This window comes from Oleidesulfovibrio sp. (assembly GCF_047973035.1).
Classification (GTDB): Bacteria; Desulfobacterota; Desulfovibrionia; order Desulfovibrionales; family Desulfovibrionaceae; genus Oleidesulfovibrio.
The window spans coordinates 1-17,757 of sequence record NZ_JBKEBF010000036.1 but is presented as its reverse complement, the minus strand read 5'-3'; the positions used below and the strand labels follow the sequence as shown (position 1 = coordinate 17,757).

At 50.7% G+C, this 17,757-nt stretch carries 15 protein-coding genes; 7 read left to right on the top strand and 8 right to left on the bottom strand.

All coding sequences use genetic code 11. The features are described from left to right. Nucleotides 1-54 precede the first annotated feature (54 nt). The 3 genes from ACK5LI_RS11835 to ACK5LI_RS11825 all read right to left on the bottom strand — a co-directional run bounded on the left by ACK5LI_RS11835 (nt 55) and on the right by ACK5LI_RS11825 (nt 5,737). On the bottom strand, nt 55-2,088 hold the full coding sequence (locus ACK5LI_RS11835; RefSeq protein ID WP_416949555.1) for a methyl-accepting chemotaxis protein: 2,034 nt from the start codon (nt 2,086-2,088) through the stop codon (nt 55-57). Between the two features lie 327 nt (nt 2,089-2,415). Continuing rightward, a complete protein-coding gene (locus ACK5LI_RS11830) occupies nt 2,416-2,913 on the bottom strand; it encodes a rubrerythrin family protein (protein WP_416949552.1) in 498 nt (165 codons plus the stop codon). 310 nt (nt 2,914-3,223) lie between these two features. Beyond that, nucleotides 3,224-5,737, bottom strand: a complete 2,514-nt coding sequence (locus ACK5LI_RS11825) for a DNA topoisomerase (RefSeq protein WP_416949550.1) — start codon at nt 5,735-5,737, stop codon at nt 3,224-3,226. A gap of 155 nt (nt 5,738-5,892) precedes the next feature. Here ACK5LI_RS11825 and ACK5LI_RS11820 point away from each other — a divergent pair, with 155 nt between their 5' ends. From ACK5LI_RS11820 to ACK5LI_RS11810, 3 genes are all read left to right on the top strand, one after another. Next, nucleotides 5,893-6,522, top strand: a complete 630-nt coding sequence (locus ACK5LI_RS11820) for a YigZ family protein (protein WP_416949548.1) — start codon at nt 5,893-5,895, stop codon at nt 6,520-6,522. Nucleotides 6,523-6,810: 288 nt separating this feature from the next. Next, nucleotides 6,811-8,286 (top strand): UTP--glucose-1-phosphate uridylyltransferase, encoded by a 1,476-nt coding sequence (locus tag ACK5LI_RS11815; protein ID WP_416949546.1) that lies wholly within the window; start codon nt 6,811-6,813, stop codon nt 8,284-8,286. 189 nt (nt 8,287-8,475) lie between these two features. Then, the gene (locus ACK5LI_RS11810; protein WP_416949543.1) at nt 8,476-8,898 is read left to right on the top strand and encodes a hypothetical protein; all 423 of its coding nucleotides are present in this window, start codon (nt 8,476-8,478) and stop codon (nt 8,896-8,898) included. A gap of 308 nt (nt 8,899-9,206) precedes the next feature. Here the strand turns inward: ACK5LI_RS11810 and ACK5LI_RS11805 are convergent, their stop codons facing one another. Further along, entirely contained in the window at nt 9,207-11,819 is a 2,613-nt protein-coding gene (locus ACK5LI_RS11805; RefSeq protein WP_416949541.1) for a heavy metal translocating P-type ATPase, read from the bottom strand. Between the two features lie 154 nt (nt 11,820-11,973). Between ACK5LI_RS11805 and ACK5LI_RS11800 the strand changes: the two genes are divergently transcribed. Beyond that, entirely contained in the window at nt 11,974-12,180 is a 207-nt protein-coding gene (locus tag ACK5LI_RS11800; RefSeq protein WP_416949538.1) for a heavy-metal-associated domain-containing protein, read from the top strand. Nucleotides 12,181-12,332: 152 nt separating this feature from the next. On the opposite strand, the gene ACK5LI_RS11795 is transcribed toward ACK5LI_RS11800, so the two are convergent. From ACK5LI_RS11795 to ACK5LI_RS11785, 3 genes are all read right to left on the bottom strand, one after another. Next, nucleotides 12,333-12,995, bottom strand: coding sequence for a peroxiredoxin-like family protein (locus ACK5LI_RS11795; RefSeq protein ID WP_416949536.1), 663 nt, complete (start codon nt 12,993-12,995; stop codon nt 12,333-12,335). Between the two features lie 228 nt (nt 12,996-13,223). Then, entirely contained in the window at nt 13,224-14,036 is an 813-nt protein-coding gene (locus ACK5LI_RS11790) for an AMIN domain-containing protein (RefSeq protein ID WP_416949534.1), read from the bottom strand. A 39-nt stretch (nt 14,037-14,075) separates the two neighbouring features. After that, entirely contained in the window at nt 14,076-14,849 is a 774-nt protein-coding gene (locus ACK5LI_RS11785) for a tetratricopeptide repeat protein (RefSeq protein WP_416949532.1), read from the bottom strand. A 194-nt stretch (nt 14,850-15,043) separates the two neighbouring features. Between ACK5LI_RS11785 and ACK5LI_RS11780 the strand changes: the two genes are divergently transcribed. The 3 genes from ACK5LI_RS11780 (at nt 15,044) to ACK5LI_RS11770 (ending at nt 17,385) form a co-directional block, all read left to right on the top strand. Beyond that, nucleotides 15,044-15,397 carry a hydrogenase maturation nickel metallochaperone HypA gene (locus ACK5LI_RS11780; protein WP_416949530.1) on the top strand — a complete coding sequence of 118 codons (354 nt, stop codon included), beginning with the start codon at nt 15,044-15,046 and terminating at the stop codon, nt 15,395-15,397. Between the two features lie 9 nt (nt 15,398-15,406). After that, the gene (gene hypB / locus ACK5LI_RS11775) at nt 15,407-16,066 is read left to right on the top strand and encodes a hydrogenase nickel incorporation protein HypB (RefSeq protein WP_416949528.1); all 660 of its coding nucleotides are present in this window, start codon (nt 15,407-15,409) and stop codon (nt 16,064-16,066) included. A 164-nt stretch (nt 16,067-16,230) separates the two neighbouring features. Further along, nucleotides 16,231-17,385 (top strand): iron-sulfur cluster carrier protein MrpORP, encoded by a 1,155-nt coding sequence (locus ACK5LI_RS11770; RefSeq protein ID WP_416949526.1) that lies wholly within the window; start codon nt 16,231-16,233, stop codon nt 17,383-17,385. A gap of 124 nt (nt 17,386-17,509) precedes the next feature. Here ACK5LI_RS11770 and ACK5LI_RS11765 read toward each other — a convergent pair. Beyond that, a partial coding sequence (locus ACK5LI_RS11765) for a transposase (RefSeq protein WP_416949524.1) occupies nt 17,510-17,757 on the bottom strand: 248 nt, incomplete at its 5' end.

Here is a 17,757-nt window from a genome sequence, read left to right as displayed (position 1 = left end):
GCGCCGCCCTCTAGTACAAAAAGGCGGCGCAGAGCACAATGTTTTAGCGAACAACTACGTATTGCTGCGCATTGAATCAATAAGCTTGCTCAAGGCTATTGCCTCTTCGGAAAGATCCCTGACAGCTTTTTCCGCTTCTGCCATGCGCACGGCTGTTGCATCAGATATCTCGTTCACTTCCATGATGACTCTGTTTATCTCATCACTGGTGGCGGACTGTTCTTCTGCCGCTGTTGCAATGGAGTTTACCTGATCGCTGGCAGCATGCACGGAGCTGACGATTTCATGCAGCATTCTTCCGGCTTCGCCTGCAAGTTCGCGGCTTTCTGCAACGGACTTCACAGCAACTTCTGTCGCCTGAACGCTCCGCTCTGTTGACAGCTGAATCCCTTTGATAACATCTTCCACTTCTTTGGTGGCCTGCATGGTTTTTTCTGCCAGCTTGCGGACTTCATCAGCAACAACGGCAAAGCCTCGTCCCGCATCACCGGCACGGGCAGCCTCGATAGCGGCGTTGAGCGCCAGCAGGTTTGTCTGGTCTGCAATGTCAGAAATCACTCCCAGTACCTGCCCTGTTTCCGCAGCTCTACGGCCCAGCTGTTCCATTTCCTGCCGCAATTCACGGGAATGACTTTCCAGGCCGTTAACAGCGGTAACAACCCCGTCCACCAGTTCGGAACCACGCGTTGCCCGCCCACGCACATCTTCTGTCATGGTATGAGTATCAGATGCATTCTGGGCCACTTCACGCACAGTGGCATTCATTTCTTCCATAGCGGTGGCAGATTCTGAGCTCCGCTGCTGTTGCTGCTGGGCACCCAGTGCCGCTTCCGCTACCTGCTCTTCCAAAATGCCCGCCGCACCTGCAAGGTTGGCGGCAATGCCTTCTGCCTGCTGGGCGATACCGGCAAGATGTTCTGATTGACGCACGGCATCCAGCTCGCCCCTTTTAACAGCGGTAATGTCCTGAAGAACTTCCATATAACCATACACTTTGCCGGAATGGTCAAGCAGGCCGACGGCGCGGGAGTGGTAAAAGTATTCTTTACCCTCGTGTTGCCGCGCAAACGTCAACGCATGATTTGCGCTTCCGGTACGGGCAAGAGTTTCAATAGGAGGTTCTCCGGTATAAAAATTCTCGTTCAGGCAACTTCTGAGCGGCTGATCGGCAAGCGGCTTATTGCCGGTTCCCAGCAAAGACTGCGCAGCAGCGTTAACGGAGGTAATCACGCGATTTTCATCTGTAACGACGATAGGGTCAGGAATGCCGTTAATTATGGCCTGGTTATGAAGAATACGCTCTCTGATGGAGGCTACCATCGCTTCAATGGCAATAAACAGAGTTTTCATTTCTCCGGTAAAACGAAACTCACTACGATGATCAAGCTTGCCTGCGGCAACTTGCCCTGTATGGTCTATAATCGCGCCAAGGGGCTTTTCTACCGACACAAAAATCCATCGAGCCGCGGCAAAGCCAAACACCGCAACAAATATAGTCAAGCCAAGCATTGCCATGCTGAGCATTTTATTATGCCATACGATCTCTTCAATGAAATCATTCATCCCGGCAGAAGCAAACTTAACTATGGAGTCTGTGGATTCTTCAAGAGTATAAATATACTCTTTTGCAGAGCCGAAAAGCTTATTCGCTTGCTGAGGAGTAATAGACGGGTCTGCAATAGCCCTTTGCGCCAGTTCTTCGAAGTCTGTTACATAATTCTGGTGTGAGGTCCGCAATGCTGAAACAACACCGCGTTTTTCTTCCAGTTCGGGTACAATCTTAATAACAGCGTCAAGTTTATTGATAGTTTCCTGCAAATTGGCCGCTTCTTCTCTGAAGCGTTTCAAATACCCTTCCTGTTTCTTCTGGTTACCGATGTTTAAAAAGAGGTCCTTTTCATAACGCCTGTGCTGAGCTGCAATATAGCGAATGGCATCTGCAGCATCGTTCAGGCGCACCTGCCCATCAATAAGATGAGCCAGATCTGCTTCGCTCTGGCGCAAAGCCAGCAAGCCCCCGCCCCCGAGAAGAATCGAAAGAACAACAAGAGTTCCAAGCCCTGCAATCAGCTTAACTTTGATAGTCATAAGCCCCCCAATAATTCTTATAAATGATCTATTGCACTTGGGATGACAGCCACAGGGCAAGTTTCAGTCTCGCAAGTCTGTATCCCGTAACACACCAAAGTCCTAAATTCTCTTATCGGCAAAAAAACAAAGACTATTAGCCGTGACACACGGCGCTTAGTACTGTTTAAATCAGTCAGTCCAGCCAAATGGCAAATTGTCTGATTATGAAACTTATACATCCACGCTGCAACGGAACTAGTCCATTTTAACGAGTAAAAAACGGGCCGGAAGCGTATTGCTTCCGGCCCGTAACCAGCTGATCAATAATCTTAACAAGTGTGGATATTAATCCACTTTGTAGAAAGCCTTGGCAGCGGCGCTGCACACAGGGCACTTATCGCCTTCGAAAGGCCCTTCGTGGGTGTAACCGCAAACGGAACAGTTGTAGTAGTCCACTTCAACGGGGCTTTCGATTGCTTCCAGCATCTTCTTGTACAGGTTGGCGTGAACTTCTTCCGCCTGATTGGCAAAACCGAAGTAACGAGCAGCAACCTTTTCGCCTTCTGCTTCTGCTTCTGCAATCATGACGGGGTACATTTTTTCAAACTCGTAGGTTTCGCCTTCGATGGCAGCCTTCAGGTTTTCTACAGTGGTACCAATTTTACCCGCGTTGCGCAGGTGGCCATGAGCATGAATGGTTTCAGCGTCAGCAGCTGCACGGAACAGCTTTGCAACCTGATGATGACCTTCTTTTTCTGCCTGCTTGGCAAATGCAAGGTACTTACGGTTAGCCTGAGATTCACCAGCAAAAGCAGCCATCAAGTTTTCCATGGTCTTGGACATTACAATGCTCCTGTTTTCTTGATTTTTAAGTTTTATATTCTGTGCGGGAAGCCCCGCTCTCAATCAGTAATGATTCCTAATACGGATACTGAAAGTTTTTGTAAAGTACTTTTTTTATTTTTTTTAGCCCCTGAGCAGAAGCAAAAACCAAATAACACGTAACACATTTAAATAAAAAAGCAATAACGTCATCCAGACAAACGTATTAAATCATACAGACCCAATCCGGCCCTGACAGAAAACAAAAAGGCAACGCAGTAGCCGACTGCGTTGCCTCATATAAGCATTAAGAATCAGCAGGATAAATGTATCAGGGCATATCCGGCGGAAAAGGATTGTCCTCTGCCAGAAAAGGATTTTCCGCAGGATCATGCATATCAAGTCCTGCCGACCGGGGGGCAGAGCCGCCTGAGCCGTTACTGCTAAAAGCAGGTCTCACGCGCCCCTGCTCCAGCTTCAATTTGGCACTAAAGGTATTCCCGCTCTTGGAAGTCAGCTCCAGCTCGTTATCTGTACATCCTTTTTCCAGAAGCTGGCGTACCAGCTCCGCATCAAGGGTTGCACCCATTACAGTCTTCCAGATCATAAACGGACATCCGCCGTCAGAGCGCCGCCACTTGCTGCATCCGAACCCCTTGTCGCGCTCTTCCACTTCTGCGCCGCAAAGCGGGCACTTGCCGTCCAGTTCGCGCGAGGCAAGACGCGCAGCGGTTTCCACCAGAATACTTTTAACATTACGCGGTTTGATACGCTGCACGCTTCCCGCCAGCATCACACGGATATCATGCATAAACTGCGGGTAGGTATGTTCTCCTGCTTCAATATCCTTCAGCTTTTTTTCCCATTGTCCTGTCAGTTCCGGCGATGCAATATCGGGCAACATGGATGAAACAAGCGCAACTGCCTGCATTCCAGCATCTGTGGCAATAAGCTTTTTCCCCTTCTTTTCAACGTAGCCACGCGAAAGCAGGGTTTCGATTATCTGCGCACGCGTAGCAGGTGTTCCCAGCCCGCGCTCTTTCATTGCATTACGCAGCTCTTCGTCATCCACCAGCTTACCGGCAGTTTCCATAGCAGCAAGCAAAGAAGCATCAGTAAAATGGGCCGGCGCTTTGGTCTGCCGCTTGGCAGTAGTTACCTCATGCACGTGCAAACGGGCACCTTTGCGCAAAGACGGCAAGGGGTTGTCTTCTGCAGTACGCCACGGTTCCACAGCCAGCCAGCCGATGCTTTTAAACACCTTACCGCGTGCAATAAACACGTCGTCAGCCACTTTCACCGTAACGGTAGAGGCCCCGAATTCCGCCGGTGCACTGAAAGCAGCAATAAAACGACGGCAGACCATGTCATACACATTCCGTTCCTGCTCAGTCAGACTTTCCGGTCTGCCCTGTGCCGCTGTGGGAATGATAGCGTGGTGATCGGTTACTTTCTTGTCGTTTACGCATGCAAATTTTTTAGCCGCTTTGACTCGTTCAACTGCAGGTACAGTTTCTTCTGGATACAACTTATAAATAGCCCGAAAATGCTTGAGCACTTCTTTAAACAGGTCTTTGGTCAGATAGCGTGAATCAGTACGTGGATACGTGATAAGTTTGCGCTGTTCGTATAACGCCTGCGCAATGGCAAGGGTTTCTTTGGCAGAATAACCGAAACGGGAGTTTGCCTCGCGCTGCAAGGTTGTCAGGTCAAACGGCAAGGGAGGTTGCTGCGTTCCCTTGCGGCTTTCCACTTTATCCACAACACCCGCTTGCCCCTGACACCGGCTGATAACAGCATCTGCATCGCTTTGGGCTTCAAGGCGTGTTTCCTTGAAGTCCGGCGGCAGATACCAGACTGCGCGAAACGTATCTTCCTGAGAGTCTGCAGATTCAGTTTCTGCTGCTTTGGATGAAGCGTTACCGGAATCATCAGAAGCTGCAACGGCAGTGGGCGCATCCTGCAGCGGCTGTGCATTATTCGTATTTGCAGCCTCAGTAACACCCGAAGTATCCTGCCCGTCGGAGGCCGAAGCATGTGCCCCGACAGCCCCGCCATCTGTCTGCGGGAGGGCAGAGGTACTCAGCGCAACATCAACCGCCCCTCCGGCACTTTCCTGTTTGCAAGCATCAGAATCTGCCGTACCTACAGCAGAAACAATTTTCGGGGGATTTTTGCCGAAGCAAGCCTCTACTGTCCAAAAGTCTGCGGGAATGAAATTTTCTATCTCGTCACGCCGGTCACAGATAAGCTTGAGTACAGGCGTCTGCACACGACCAACTGAAATTAATGAATTGGCTTTCAGGGTAAACAGACGCGACAGATTCATACCGATAAGCCAATCGGCTTCGGCTCGGGCAAAAGCTGCAAGACCGAGATTCCGCTTAGCTGCGTCTTTCAGCAGTTTTGAAAGGCTCCGCCGCAACCCTTCTTCTGTCATGTCGTTAGCCCACATGCGCCGTACGGGCTTGTCACACTCTGCATGCAGCTGAATACGCCGGAAAATAAGCTCACCTTCGCGACCGGCGTCAGTGGCATTCACGACTTCGCCCACATCTTCACGGTGCATAAGCCTGCGTACTACTTCAAACTGCTTTCGGGCCTCATTGAGTACGGTCAGCTTGAATTTTTGCGGAATCATGGGCAACTGTTCCAGCGCCCAGCGCCCACCCCATGCAGGGTCCTGTTCCTCGGGCTCCGCAATATTCACAAGATGCCCCACGGCCCAGCTGACTATGTATTCCGCCCCTTCAAGGAAGCCGTCACGTCTGGAACCCGCTCCTACCAGAGGGGCAATTTCACGCGCAACGGAAGGCTTTTCTGCTATGATAAGTATTTTTGACATATGTAACTGTATGAAGTGTCGTCCGGCCCGAAAACAAAGAGCCAGCTTGAGCCGCTACCTACCCGCTTGCAGTGCCTGCGTCAAATCCTGCAAAAAAAGACTGATACGCCACCGCAGCTTGACCGTCCGGCTGACACGGAGTAGGCACCAACATCATGAACCAACGCTATCCCATACCGGCTGTGCCTTTTCATACTGTGCAGGATACCATCAAACGCAGCCTTTTTATCACCTATATGGCACACACTGATACGGTTGAAGCCGCGAAAGCCTTCATCGACAGCATACGCGCCAAACACCCTGATGCAACGCATAACTGCTGGGCATATATGTGCGGCCCCCCCGGGGATACAGCACGTGTAGGTATGAGCGATGACGGCGAACCCCACGGCACTGCGGGGCGTCCCATGCTCAATGTGCTTCTGCACGGCGGTGTCGGCGAACTTGCAGTGGTGGTAACGCGGTATTTCGGCGGGATCAAATTAGGTACAGGCGGGTTGGTGCGAGCTTATGGCGGCATGGTCAATCTGGGGCTGGAGTCTTTGCCTGTGCGGGAAAAAATTATTCCCGTCAGGTATTCTGTCATCATGGAATACTCGCATATTACAGTTTTCAAAAGAATGCTGAACGAGTTTGAAGCGATGATTAAGGCCGAAGAATTCGGTGCAGATGCCGCTTTCACGCTTGAATTGCCTGTGGAACATGCCGAAAAACTAGAAGCTGCGCTTATTGAGCTTACCAACGGCACAGTTCTGATTGAGCGCCTGACACAAGAAGACTCCTAGCAGGCCGCAATACGTCTTCTATTCAGCCAACCTGTTTAATAAACATACAATCCCACGCATCCAGACAAAGGCCCCCTGCCAACGATCCAATACTATTCTATCCTTTGCATTTTCTTCATAAGATCAATATAATATATCTTTTGATGCACTTTTTTACCAAAAAATCCGATATTCTTTGCTCCTGAAACAAAAAATATACTGGCATATTTGTCCTGCTGTCATAGAATCAGGCACTATGCCCTTCGGGATGGGCACCCTTTTTTTGACATCAACATAATGGAGCTTGCAATGTCCATGTGGGCATCCACTGCCGATTCAATGACAGTAAATATTTCGCCACGTTCCCAGACTATGACAGATATCGAAACAGAAAACTTTACGGCTTTTGCGCAAAAAATGCGCGCCCATGGCCTTTCTGAAGATTTGATCAGGCTGTTCCGCAGTTACTACGTTGAAGTAACACAGAATCATACAGGGTACATTTATGAGCATGAACTGCTCCCTGTAGCAGCAGCCGATCTGCAGCATGTAGACTCTCTTGCAGAATACCGCGAAGCAGGCCTTGCGGCATCTCGTAATACGGTTGTCATCAAGCTTAACGGCGGGCTGGGCACCAGCATGGGCATGACGCACGCCAAGTCGCTGATACCTATTTACGGAGAGCTACGCTTTCTGGATATAATCATGCAACAGGCTTTGCTGCAGCAGAAGCAGTGCGGCGGGCCGTTGCCTCTTGCGCTGATGAACAGCTTCAGCACGCATCAGGACACGTTGGATGAACTGAAAAAGATTCAGGAAGAAGACTGCCGCCAGTGCACCCCGCTGTGCTTTGTGCAACACAAGTTCCCCAAAGTTTCCCGCAAAACATTACAGCCTGCATCCTACCCCGAAGACCCCAGTCAGGAATGGAACCCGCCGGGACACGGCGACCTGTATGCTTCGCTTGTCACGTCAGGAGTTCTGAACGACCTGCTCGCACAGGGCAAACGTTATGCCTTTGTGTCAAACTCTGACAATCTGGGTGCAACACTTGAGATGGGTATACTCGGCTACATGGCAGAAGAGGAGATTCCCTTCATTATGGAGGTGGCTCCCAGAACGAAATCAGACCGCAAGGGAGGCCATCTGGCGATACACCGCGACGGTGGCATGGTTCTGCGCGAACTTGCCCAGTGCCCGCCGGATGAAGTTGAAGCGTTTCAGGATATCACCCGCTACGGCCTGTTTAATACCAACAACCTCTGGGTGGACTTGCTGGCGCTGAAAACGCGGATAGAGCAGGAAGGCCTGCTTCGCCTGCCGGTGATACTGAACCCTAAAACAGTAAACCCGCGTGACAAGCAGTCCGAGCCTGTATGGCAGATTGAAACGGCTATGGGAGCAGGCATTTCAATGTTCCCCGGCGCAAAGGCTGTGGTCATTAACCGAGACAGATTTATCCCTGTTAAAAAATGTTCAGACCTGCTGGCTGTAATGTCTGATTGCTTCGAGCTTAACGAAGGTGCGGTCAGCTTCAGTCCCGAATGCAAGAACCCCACTCCGCAGGTGACGCTGGACGACGCGTATTACGACCATTACGATAAATTACGCGAACGTGTCCCCTTCGGACCGCCTTCGCTTAAAGAATGCAGAAGCCTGACAGTAAAAGGTGATGTCAGCTTTGGCGCAAACGTTGTCATCAAAGGCGACACAACTATCATAGCAGCCGGCGGCAAGGCGTATATCCCTGACAATGCAGTATTAGAGGGTGATATATTCCTTTAATACAAGCAGCCTGTCATTGTGTTCCAGTATTCATGGGCGAAGACTGAAGTCTTCGCCCTTATTAAATTCAGTACAACCTCTAGAAAAAGTCTTGAACTATACCACGGAGCAAGGTATCCTTTTTGTACTATCTAAAAACCGGAAAACCCTCCGGGGCAAGCTGGAGTACACATCCAAGGGGGGTACACAATGCCACAGGTAGCCGCCAGAATTTCCGGCGATCAGGAAAAATGGCTGAAAGACTACTTCCGCACGAAAAGTGCCGGAGCTGAATTTATTTTGCCGTGGGCAGTTGATACTTTTTTCAGGGCGATTTCCGCAATCAAAAGCCAGTTCACCCCGCCGGAGCTGAAAACGATTGTGGAAGCACACAAAGACCTGCGCCTGACTCCGGAGCAGACCCGCCTTGATTACCTTATGTTGCGCGTACAGGATGCGTGCGAGCTGAACATGCTGCACACAAAGCACGGTGCCGGTAAAGCTTCTCTGGAAGCCAAACTGCGCAGGCTGGACGATACACAGGCTACGGCCCTTTCTGTCTGGGCGGCAGCGTTCTGGGTAAGCAAAAACTGCACTGCTGAAAATCTGGACGCGTACATTCAGAATTATTAACTCTGTCCGCACGTCCTCTCTTCACAGCTTCTCTTAAAACACAGCAGCCTTTCGCCTGACTAGTCATTCAGGCACCATATCTTTACGATCCGGTTCCGGTGTTCTCCTTATCATTTCATTTGAGTTCAGGCATATTCCTGTCGGGCTTCCCTTCCCGTGGCCTACCGCAGACGTGACTATAGCTTTTTCCCCAGATGCACGAATAAAGGCGGCAGCAGCAATCAAGCCGCTCCCGCCTTATCGTATGTTCAGCACCATGTTCACCGGCAACAGGTTGCCAGCCGCATAATAAACCGAAGCCGTGTGACTTACTTAATGTTAAAGAAGCGCAACCTCAAAGCGTTACTGACAACGGAAACAGAGCTCATGGCCATAGCTGCACCTGCAAGCATGGGAGACAAAGTCGGGCCATTAAACACGGCGTAAAGCAGTCCCATAGCCACAGGAATACCCAGCACGTTGTAGCCAAATGCCCAGAAAAGGTTCTGCTTGATATTACGCACTGTAGCACGGGAAAGTGCCAGCGCTGTAAGCACGCCTTCCAGATCCCCTTTCATCAGCACAACATCGCCAGCCTCAACGGCAACATCAATGCCGGTACCCATGGCAATTCCCACATCAGCCCGAGCCAGTGCCGGAGCATCATTAATACCGTCCCCGACCATGCCCACAGTGTATCCCTGCTCCTGCAGCGCAGCTACTTTACTGTCTTTTTCATCAGGCATAACCTCGGCAACCACTTCATCAATGCCTGTTCTGGCAGCTACCGCGCGGGCTGTAGTTACGTTATCGCCCGTCAGCATAACCACATGAATCCCCATGTCTTTAAGCCTGCTGACCACAGAAGGTGCATTTTCTTTTAAAGGATCAGCTACCGCAAGGACGCCAGCAACAGCACCTTCTACTGAAAGCAGAAGCGGCGTTTTACCCTGCTCGGCATATTGCTGCATTACAGCTTCAACCGTTGCCCATTCAGCCTGCGCTCGACTTTCACGCATATAGGCAAGGTTGCCGATGGCTACTCTCTGCTCTTTTCCGGGCGCAAGCACATCGCCCTGGAGCCCGCGGCCTGGTGTAACAGTTACGTTTTCAACGGGTAAAAGCGCCAGTTCACGCCTGCGGGCACCCTCTACTATTGCCGCAGCAAGCGGATGCTCCGAAACAGCCTCAAGAGAGGCAGCAAGCTGTACAAGCATTGCGGCATCCGCATCTCCCGTGCCTGTCAAAGTGATATCTTCCAGAACCGGCTTACCTTCTGTAAGTGTTCCTGTTTTATCAAAAACAAGCGCCTGAACTCTGCCCGCAGCTTCCAGAGCGGTACCGCTTTTTATCAGAACGCCAAGTTGCGCGCCTCTACCGGTTCCCACCATTATTGAAGTGGGAGTTGCAAGTCCCATGGCGCAAGGACAGGCGATAACGAGCACAGCAATGAAAATACGTAGCGAAAAAGCAAAACCGGCATCACTGAATACATACCACGCTAAGCCGGAAGCGACGGCCAGCACCATAACGACAGGAACAAAATATAGCGAAACCCTGTCTGCAAGGTTTGCAATGGGGGCTTTAGAACCTTGTGCATCCTGCACCAGACGGATAATCCGGGCCAGAACGGTATCTGCCCCCACACGTTCTGCACGCATGGTAAAGGTTCCCGCACCGTTAATGGTCCCTCCTGCAACGTTGTCGCCTTCACCCTTGGTCACAGGCATACTTTCGCCTGTCAGCATGGACTCATCCACGCTGGAAGAGCCACTTGCCACTCTGCCGTCAACAGGGATTCTGTCGCCGGGGCGTACCAGCAGAACATCACCGCGGTGCACTTCCGCCACGGGAACATGCTTGTTCCCCTCGGGCGTGACAAGCAGCGCCGTATCAGGCGTAAGCTCCATCAAACCACGAATCGCATCAGATGTGCGCACCCGTGAGCGGACTTCGAAATATTTACCTAGCGAAATCAAAGCAATAATCACAGCAGCAGATTCATAATACAAATCCATCACCCGCTGCATCACATCTACGCCAAGCACGATTTCGATGGTATTCCACAAGCTGTATATAAAAGCTGCGCCGGTACCCACCGCAATCAGCGAGTCCATATTCGGCCCGCCATTGATCAGATTTTTGATGCCGATACGATAGAAGTGACGCCCCGACCACATAACAGGTAAAACCAGCGCCAGCTGAACCAAAGCGAAATTAACAGGCGCGGAGTGCGGAGAAAGCCATGAAGGCATGGGCAAACCGACCATTTCACCCATCGAAATAATAAAAAGCGGCAAAGCAAAACAAAAAGCCGGAATCAATCTGGCCCGCATCTCTGCAAGTCTGGCCAGACTTTCTTCTTTCTGTTTTTCCCACATGGCATGAGCATCATCCGCGGCCTCAGGCTTAACATATTCAGCGGTAAACCCGAGTTCGGTAATTCTGGCTATAATCTGCTCAACTAGCTCACGGTGTGCTACCCCAGCCACGGGTACAATAGTGGCACTTTCGCCGGGCAGGCTTACTGTTGCCGACTCTACACCTTCCATCCCGCCGACAACACGTTCAATACGTCCGGAGCAGACAGCGCACGTCATTCCGCCGATAGAAAAGCGAAGAACAGACTCCTGCTCTTCTTCCATTGCCGGAGCAACGGCTTCAAACCCCAACTCGCCGACCTGTCTGGTTATCTCCCCAAGATCAAGAGCATCCGGACTCCAGCGAACATCCATAATTTCAGAAGCAAGATTAACGCTCACAGACTGTACGCCGGGCATCGCGCCCACAACCTTTTCAATACGCCCTGCGCATACCGCGCACGTCATGCCCTTCACAGGCATACGTATCTGACTGATCGTGATAGCGTCAGCTTTCGGGATTTCACTTGATGAAGAAGTGCCCGCATGTGAAACTGAAGATAATTTATGTGCGTCGGTCATGAGCTATCTCCTTGTTGACATCAATTCTCAAAATACCATACTCATTCTGAACGCAAAAGCAAATATCGATGCTAACAATTAGTCGCAGCATGTTTTTCCAGTACTACTGTCGCCATTTAATCACATTTGCGACAGGCAACCCACAGGAGGCGTTATGCCTAAAGTCAAAGTAAAAGGAATGTCCTGCAACCATTGCAAAACCTCCGTCACTAATGCGCTTTCTTCCATCGAGGGCCTGAAAAATGTGAACGTGGACTTGGAAAAGGGTGAAGCAAGCTGGGAAGATGCGAACGCCACCTCCCCTGTGGACACTCAGGTCATCAAAAATGCTATCGTAAAAATCGGTTTTGACGCAGAGTAGCTGGCAGCTTCTCCGGCAGCACAACTTTAGTGAAACCTCTGCCAACCAGATATAATGATGCCCCGACAGTATCAGTAACACTGTCGGGGCATCATTATATACTCTCTTTTTCGTGCTCACGGCGTTGTTGTGCGCGTAACCCCATTTACAGCTTAGTTCCGCTTAGTCCTCAGCGCTTTCAACAAAACATCGATAGTATGCTTGGGCTCTGTGCGTTCGCTGTAGTCTATATCAATATGGGCGCACAGAATTTTTGCATCGCTGCCTATGACAAATCTTGAGGTAAGAGGCAGGTGCCAGCCCGATGCTCCATTATAGCGTTCCAGATCAATGCCAAAATGTCCGTAAAGTCGTTTAATGGCAGTTGGAAGCTGGTACACAATGCCAAACCCTTTCATGAGCTTACAGGCAACATCCGTAAGCAGATCGAACTGTATGCCTTCGTCTTTAGCAAGTTTCTGGTTAAACCTCGGCTGCTGCGACGTTATCCCGACAATTGAAGCACCCGCATCATGCACCAGAGAGTAATAGCGGTTAAGAGCCCGCAATTCTTCGATACAATACGGACACCAGTTGCCACGGAAAAAACTGATCAGCAGCGGCCCCTCAAAAAGTTTATCCACAAGGTTAACCACCTCGCCGTTCATGTCTTTCAACCCGAATAACGGCGCGGTATCACCCATTTTTAACGCATTACGCTGAATATCCGACAAACGAATTTCCACAGTAGCAGCCCCCATTACCGCTATAATTTCGGCCGGAAGTTCACTCTCCAACTTTCCATTCAGAGCATTCAGTTTTTCCTGCAACGTCATAAGGCCCCCTGAGACGCAAAACACTTTACCTCTATTAGATTGCAAATAGTAACAATTACTCATAGTTATAATCTAATCAGCTTCACTTTGCAAATAGCAATGTATAAAATTCTACATTTTCAAAACTTCCACAGCATAACTCTAAGTAAAAATAACAAAAAAGCACCTGCACAACAAAAAGTGTGCAGGTGCTTGTCTGCTTATGCTCTCAAAAAACAATCAACAGAGCTAATTCATAATAATTACAAGCTCATTTCCCTGCATTTTTGCAGAGTAAGAAGACAGCGGAGTCTTCAGATCGAGAACAAAGCGGACATACTCCTTATACACGCCGGATCTGGTTGCCTTAACAATACGGTTTGAGGGCGTGGCGGGAGTTTTTACGCCTTTCCACGCACCCTTAACATCTACAACCAGTCTGTCAGGCTTTGCCAGCGTAAACATTTTGTGTGTGAAGGAGTTTGAACCTTTAACATAAAAAATCAGCTTGCTACCGTCAAAACGGAACCCTGCAGCCTCCATGACCAGTACGCCGGAGGTTGCGGGCTTCTGCACTTTTTTGCCCGCTTCAGGTGCAGGTTTGGACACAGGAGGAGCGACAGGCTTTTCTGCTTCGGCATTTTTAGCTGCCACTTCTTCAGGCGCTTTTTCCACAGGCATCTGTACAGGCTCGGGCTGCTTTTCAGGCTGCTTACCCATTTCCGGAACAGGTTGGGTAACAACAGGCGGTACAGGGACACTGGCATTCTGCTGCGTCGAGTCTTGTCCTGCGCCGGGAGCAACAGGTTCGGGCTGAGGTAGCCCGCCGTCAACTGCTTCGGGAGCTTCCTGCGGAGCAGGAACAGGCTTTTGCAACATGCTGCGCAAGTCACTTTCTTCCGGTTTTGCTTCTTCCTGCGGTGCAGGAATAGCCTGCGAGGGAACAGGTGCTTCCTGCACATAATTTTCGGGCATGTCGGGGCGCGACATATAGTTTGCCACAATAAGCACCATGGCGGTGAGCAGCACCCCCAGAATGAGCATGGCAATAATACGGTTCATAACTGGTACTCCGATGGAAATATGGCCTGGCGGCCTGTTTTATCGTTTAGTTAAAATATGCTTTTTAAAACGCTGAGAAGCTTTAAGCTGCGGGTTCAACTGCAGCGACGCTTCTATATGGTGCAATGCGCTCTGCATATCTCCCATATCATAATGCGCTCTGGCAATATTGAAATGAATATGGTCGTCAGCAGGAGTCAACTGCAACGCACGTTCATGATGCAAAATTGCAATCTCGGGCAATCCGCTTTTGCGAAGATTGATGCCAAAGTCTGTAAACATATGACGATGCTGGGGCACATAACGCTCATCAGCAGCCGCAAGGCTTTTAAACAGTTCCACAGCTCTTTCTTTATCACCCCTGCGCAAATACGTCAGTGCAAATGCAAAGTCCATACGGGCGGCATTTTCTGTTTCCTCTGCGTATTCAAGCAGGCCGTCATCGAGATCAAGCTTGGCCGGCTTCTTATCATCGATTATCTCCGGCGCGGCAGAAGGACCGACAAAAGGAGAATCATCGTCATCAACTTCGGCCTTAAGCTGAGACTCAGAGCTGAAGCCCCCTTGCTCCGGCAACATGGCAGTAAGGCCCGGCTCGTGCATATAGCGACCTTCCAGCTCGGAACGGGCAATCACTCGAGGTTCGCCATCGGCTTCCAGACTACCGGTAAGTGCCTGTATTGTGACGGATCGGGCATCGTTCTCCCAGACACTCCAATAGCGCTTGCGTGACGCGGGTTTGCCAGGCCTGCCTGCAGAAAACGGGGCACTTTCAACTGTAGAGTACACTCCCAGATAATTATCGAGCCTCACGGTACCGTCCTTGGTCTACAATTTTTTGCTGCATATCCGGTACGTCACGCCACCGGCAAACCACACCCGTAACGAAAAGCGCATGGCTACTTGTTTCATCGCGCTTAACCATACACGCAACATCGCTCAGCATGCAAACCCTGAATATCATAACCCCACTTTACGCCGTGTTTCTTTTCATTTACGTAACATGCATGCATGAAATGTCTATCGCCGCTAGCCTTATAGGCATCGTCAAGGAGGAAATGGCCAAACATGGCGCCACCCGTCTGCTCATGGTACGGGTACGCTACGGCAGGCTGACAAATATCGTACCCGAAGCCCTGCAAATGGGTTTTGAGGCAACTTCTATGGAAGCCGGCCTGCAAGGCGCACGGCTTGAACTGGTAGAGGTACCTCTGACCGTTGCGTGCGGCGGGTGCGGTAACGAGTTCACACCCGAACATGACGACATTGTGTACATGCCCTGCCCCAAGTGCGGACGCGAATTTGCACACGAAGTGCTCACGGGGCGTGAACTGTTCGTCGATCACATCGAAGCAGAATAAGGAACTGGTATGGAAATCCCTGTAATCCGCAACATTCTGGAAGCAAACGAACAAACCGCCGCCGAGTTGCGCAAACTGTTTGCAGAAAGCGACCTGTTGGTACTTAACCTCATCAGCTCTCCCGGTGCAGGCAAGACAAGCCTGCTGGAACGCACTCTGACCGACCTGAAAGACGAATTTGTCATGGCCGTTGTAGAAGGCGACCTGCAAACCTCCAACGATGCGAAGCGCGTTGCCGCAACCGGCGCAAAAGCTGTTCAGATTAATACCGACGGCGGCTGCCACCTGAACAGCGCCATGGTTCTGGACGCTGTAAGTCATTTTGATCTGAACGCCACAGACATTCTTTTTATCGAAAACGTAGGCAACCTTGTGTGCCCTGTGGAATTTGACTGCGGCGAAGATTTTAAAGTCGCCTTGCTCAGCGTTACGGAAGGCGACGACAAGCCGGAAAAATACCCGCTGCTGTTCAACCTTTCTGCAGCAATGGTGCTGAACAAGACAGACCTTTTGCCCTATGTCGATTTTGACGTAGACCGCGCCCACCGTTTTGCGACACATCTTAATAAGGAACTTAAATTCCTGCCTGTTTCCTGCCGTTCCGGCGAGGGACTGGAAAACTGGTATGACTGGATTCGCGAAGCGGTAAAAGCCAAAAAAAGCAGCTAACTGAGCAACTTTCCAGTGCCCGCAAAGCGTTAAAATGCCTGCGGGCACTTTTTTGTTGTCTACCACACGAAGCTGCGGCACCATCTGCAATTCGTCCATCACGGCTGCAGAAGCCTTCATACAACAATTCCCACGGCCTTTCAGGCTTAATATCAGGATAGAATATGCAAGAACTAAATATGGAAGAAATGCGCCTGCAGCGTACGCTGCGCCGGATCCGCCATAAGGTTGTGGTCATGTCCGGCAAAGGCGGCGTAGGCAAATCCACCTTTGCAGTGAATCTGGCTGCGGGGCTTGCCCTTGCAGGCAAGCGGGTGGGGCTGATCGATGTGGACGTGCATGGTCCCAGCGTTCCCAGACTGCTCGGGTTGCATAACGCCCGCGTTACCATCGAAAAAGACTATATCGAACCCGTACGCTGGAGCGGCAATCTTTCCGTCATGTCTCTTGGCTTTCTGCTGCCGGACATGGAACAGGCTGTAGTCTGGCGCGGCCCCGTTAAAATGGGCTTTATCAGGCAGCTGCTGTCTGATGTGGTCTGGGGCGACCTTGATTACCTGATTGCAGACTGCCCCCCCGGCACCGGCGATGAGCCGCTTTCCGTCATGCAGCTGCTGGGACCGGAAGCTAAGGGCCTGATTGTCACCACCCCTCAGGCTGTCGCAATTGATGACGTCCGGCGTTCAATATCATTCTGCCGCGACCTTGGTAATCCCGTGCTCGGTCTGGTGGAAAACATGAGCGGCATTGCCTGCTCGCAGTGCGGACATCTGGAAGAACTGTTCGGCAAAGGTGGCGGCGAAGATCTGGCACAGGAAATGGAAATTCCGTTTCTGGGAGCAGTACCGCTTGACCCGCAGGTTGTCCGCTCCGGCGACAAAGGGCTGGTCTTTGTACAGGCAAAGCCGGATTCCGCAGCGGCAAATGTAGTGATGAACGTGGTCCGCGAAGTGCTGGCACTGTCTGACAACGACAGCACCGATACCCCGGAGGTTACCGGTTCCGTCAAAGTTGCAGTAACCATGGCAGGCGGTGAACTTTGCCGCCATGCAGGATATTGTGAACACGTTCTGCTGGCAGAAGCTGATGTTTCACAGGGAACAATCAGCAATCAACAGACTGTGCCCGCACCGGAAGACAGCACTACGTTGCCCGCATGGCTGACTGAACACGGTGTGAACGTGCTGATTACAGGCGGCCTTGCAGCCGGCATGGATAAGCAACTTCAGTCAGCAGGGATAACCTGCGTCACAGGCATTCCGGACTGCCCGCCTGAAGAAGCCGTACAAGACTGGCTGAAAGGCAAACTAACGGCGTAACTTATTACTGGAAGCTATAAAAGGTACCCCCCAGCATAGCTGGGGGTTCTTCATATGCGCCTATAAGGCTTTCTTACTAGCAGCGCCCTAGCAGGCGCACGTTCGTCTGGCATCTGCATCTTTGTTACTTGCGACCCGTAAACGGGTTTCCAGAATATGGAAGAGATAATTGATCACCAAGCTTATCATGCTCAAGTTGGTGCCTAATGTAATCTTGTATCTTTGCCTTATTTTTTCCAACTGTATCTACGTAATATCCACGGCACCAAAACTCGCGATTCCGGTATTTAAACTTAAGATCGCCAAATTGGTCGTACAACATTAAGCTACTCTTTCCTTTCAAGTACCCAATAAAACTTGAAACACTCATCT

What these genes read in the sequence shown, in the direction of transcription:
- ACK5LI_RS11835 (WP_416949555.1), bottom strand. Translation starts at nt 2,088, where the DNA reads ATGACTATCAAAGTTAAGCTGATTGCAGGGCTTGGAACTCTTGTTGTT.
- ACK5LI_RS11830 (WP_416949552.1), bottom strand. Translation starts at nt 2,913, where the DNA reads ATGTCCAAGACCATGGAAAACTTGATGGCTGCTTTTGCTGGTGAATCT.
- ACK5LI_RS11825 (WP_416949550.1), bottom strand. Translation starts at nt 5,737, where the DNA reads ATGTCAAAAATACTTATCATAGCAGAAAAGCCTTCCGTTGCGCGTGAA.
- ACK5LI_RS11820 (WP_416949548.1), top strand. Translation starts at nt 5,893, where the DNA reads ATGAACCAACGCTATCCCATACCGGCTGTGCCTTTTCATACTGTGCAG.
- ACK5LI_RS11815 (WP_416949546.1), top strand. Translation starts at nt 6,811, where the DNA reads ATGTCCATGTGGGCATCCACTGCCGATTCAATGACAGTAAATATTTCG.
- ACK5LI_RS11810 (WP_416949543.1), top strand. Translation starts at nt 8,476, where the DNA reads ATGCCACAGGTAGCCGCCAGAATTTCCGGCGATCAGGAAAAATGGCTG.
- ACK5LI_RS11805 (WP_416949541.1), bottom strand. Translation starts at nt 11,819, where the DNA reads ATGACCGACGCACATAAATTATCTTCAGTTTCACATGCGGGCACTTCT.
- ACK5LI_RS11800 (WP_416949538.1), top strand. Translation starts at nt 11,974, where the DNA reads ATGCCTAAAGTCAAAGTAAAAGGAATGTCCTGCAACCATTGCAAAACC.
- ACK5LI_RS11795 (WP_416949536.1), bottom strand. Translation starts at nt 12,995, where the DNA reads ATGACGTTGCAGGAAAAACTGAATGCTCTGAATGGAAAGTTGGAGAGT.
- ACK5LI_RS11790 (WP_416949534.1), bottom strand. Translation starts at nt 14,036, where the DNA reads ATGAACCGTATTATTGCCATGCTCATTCTGGGGGTGCTGCTCACCGCC.
- ACK5LI_RS11780 (WP_416949530.1), top strand. Translation starts at nt 15,044, where the DNA reads ATGCATGAAATGTCTATCGCCGCTAGCCTTATAGGCATCGTCAAGGAG.
- hypB (WP_416949528.1), top strand. Translation starts at nt 15,407, where the DNA reads ATGGAAATCCCTGTAATCCGCAACATTCTGGAAGCAAACGAACAAACC.
- ACK5LI_RS11770 (WP_416949526.1), top strand. Translation starts at nt 16,231, where the DNA reads ATGCAAGAACTAAATATGGAAGAAATGCGCCTGCAGCGTACGCTGCGC.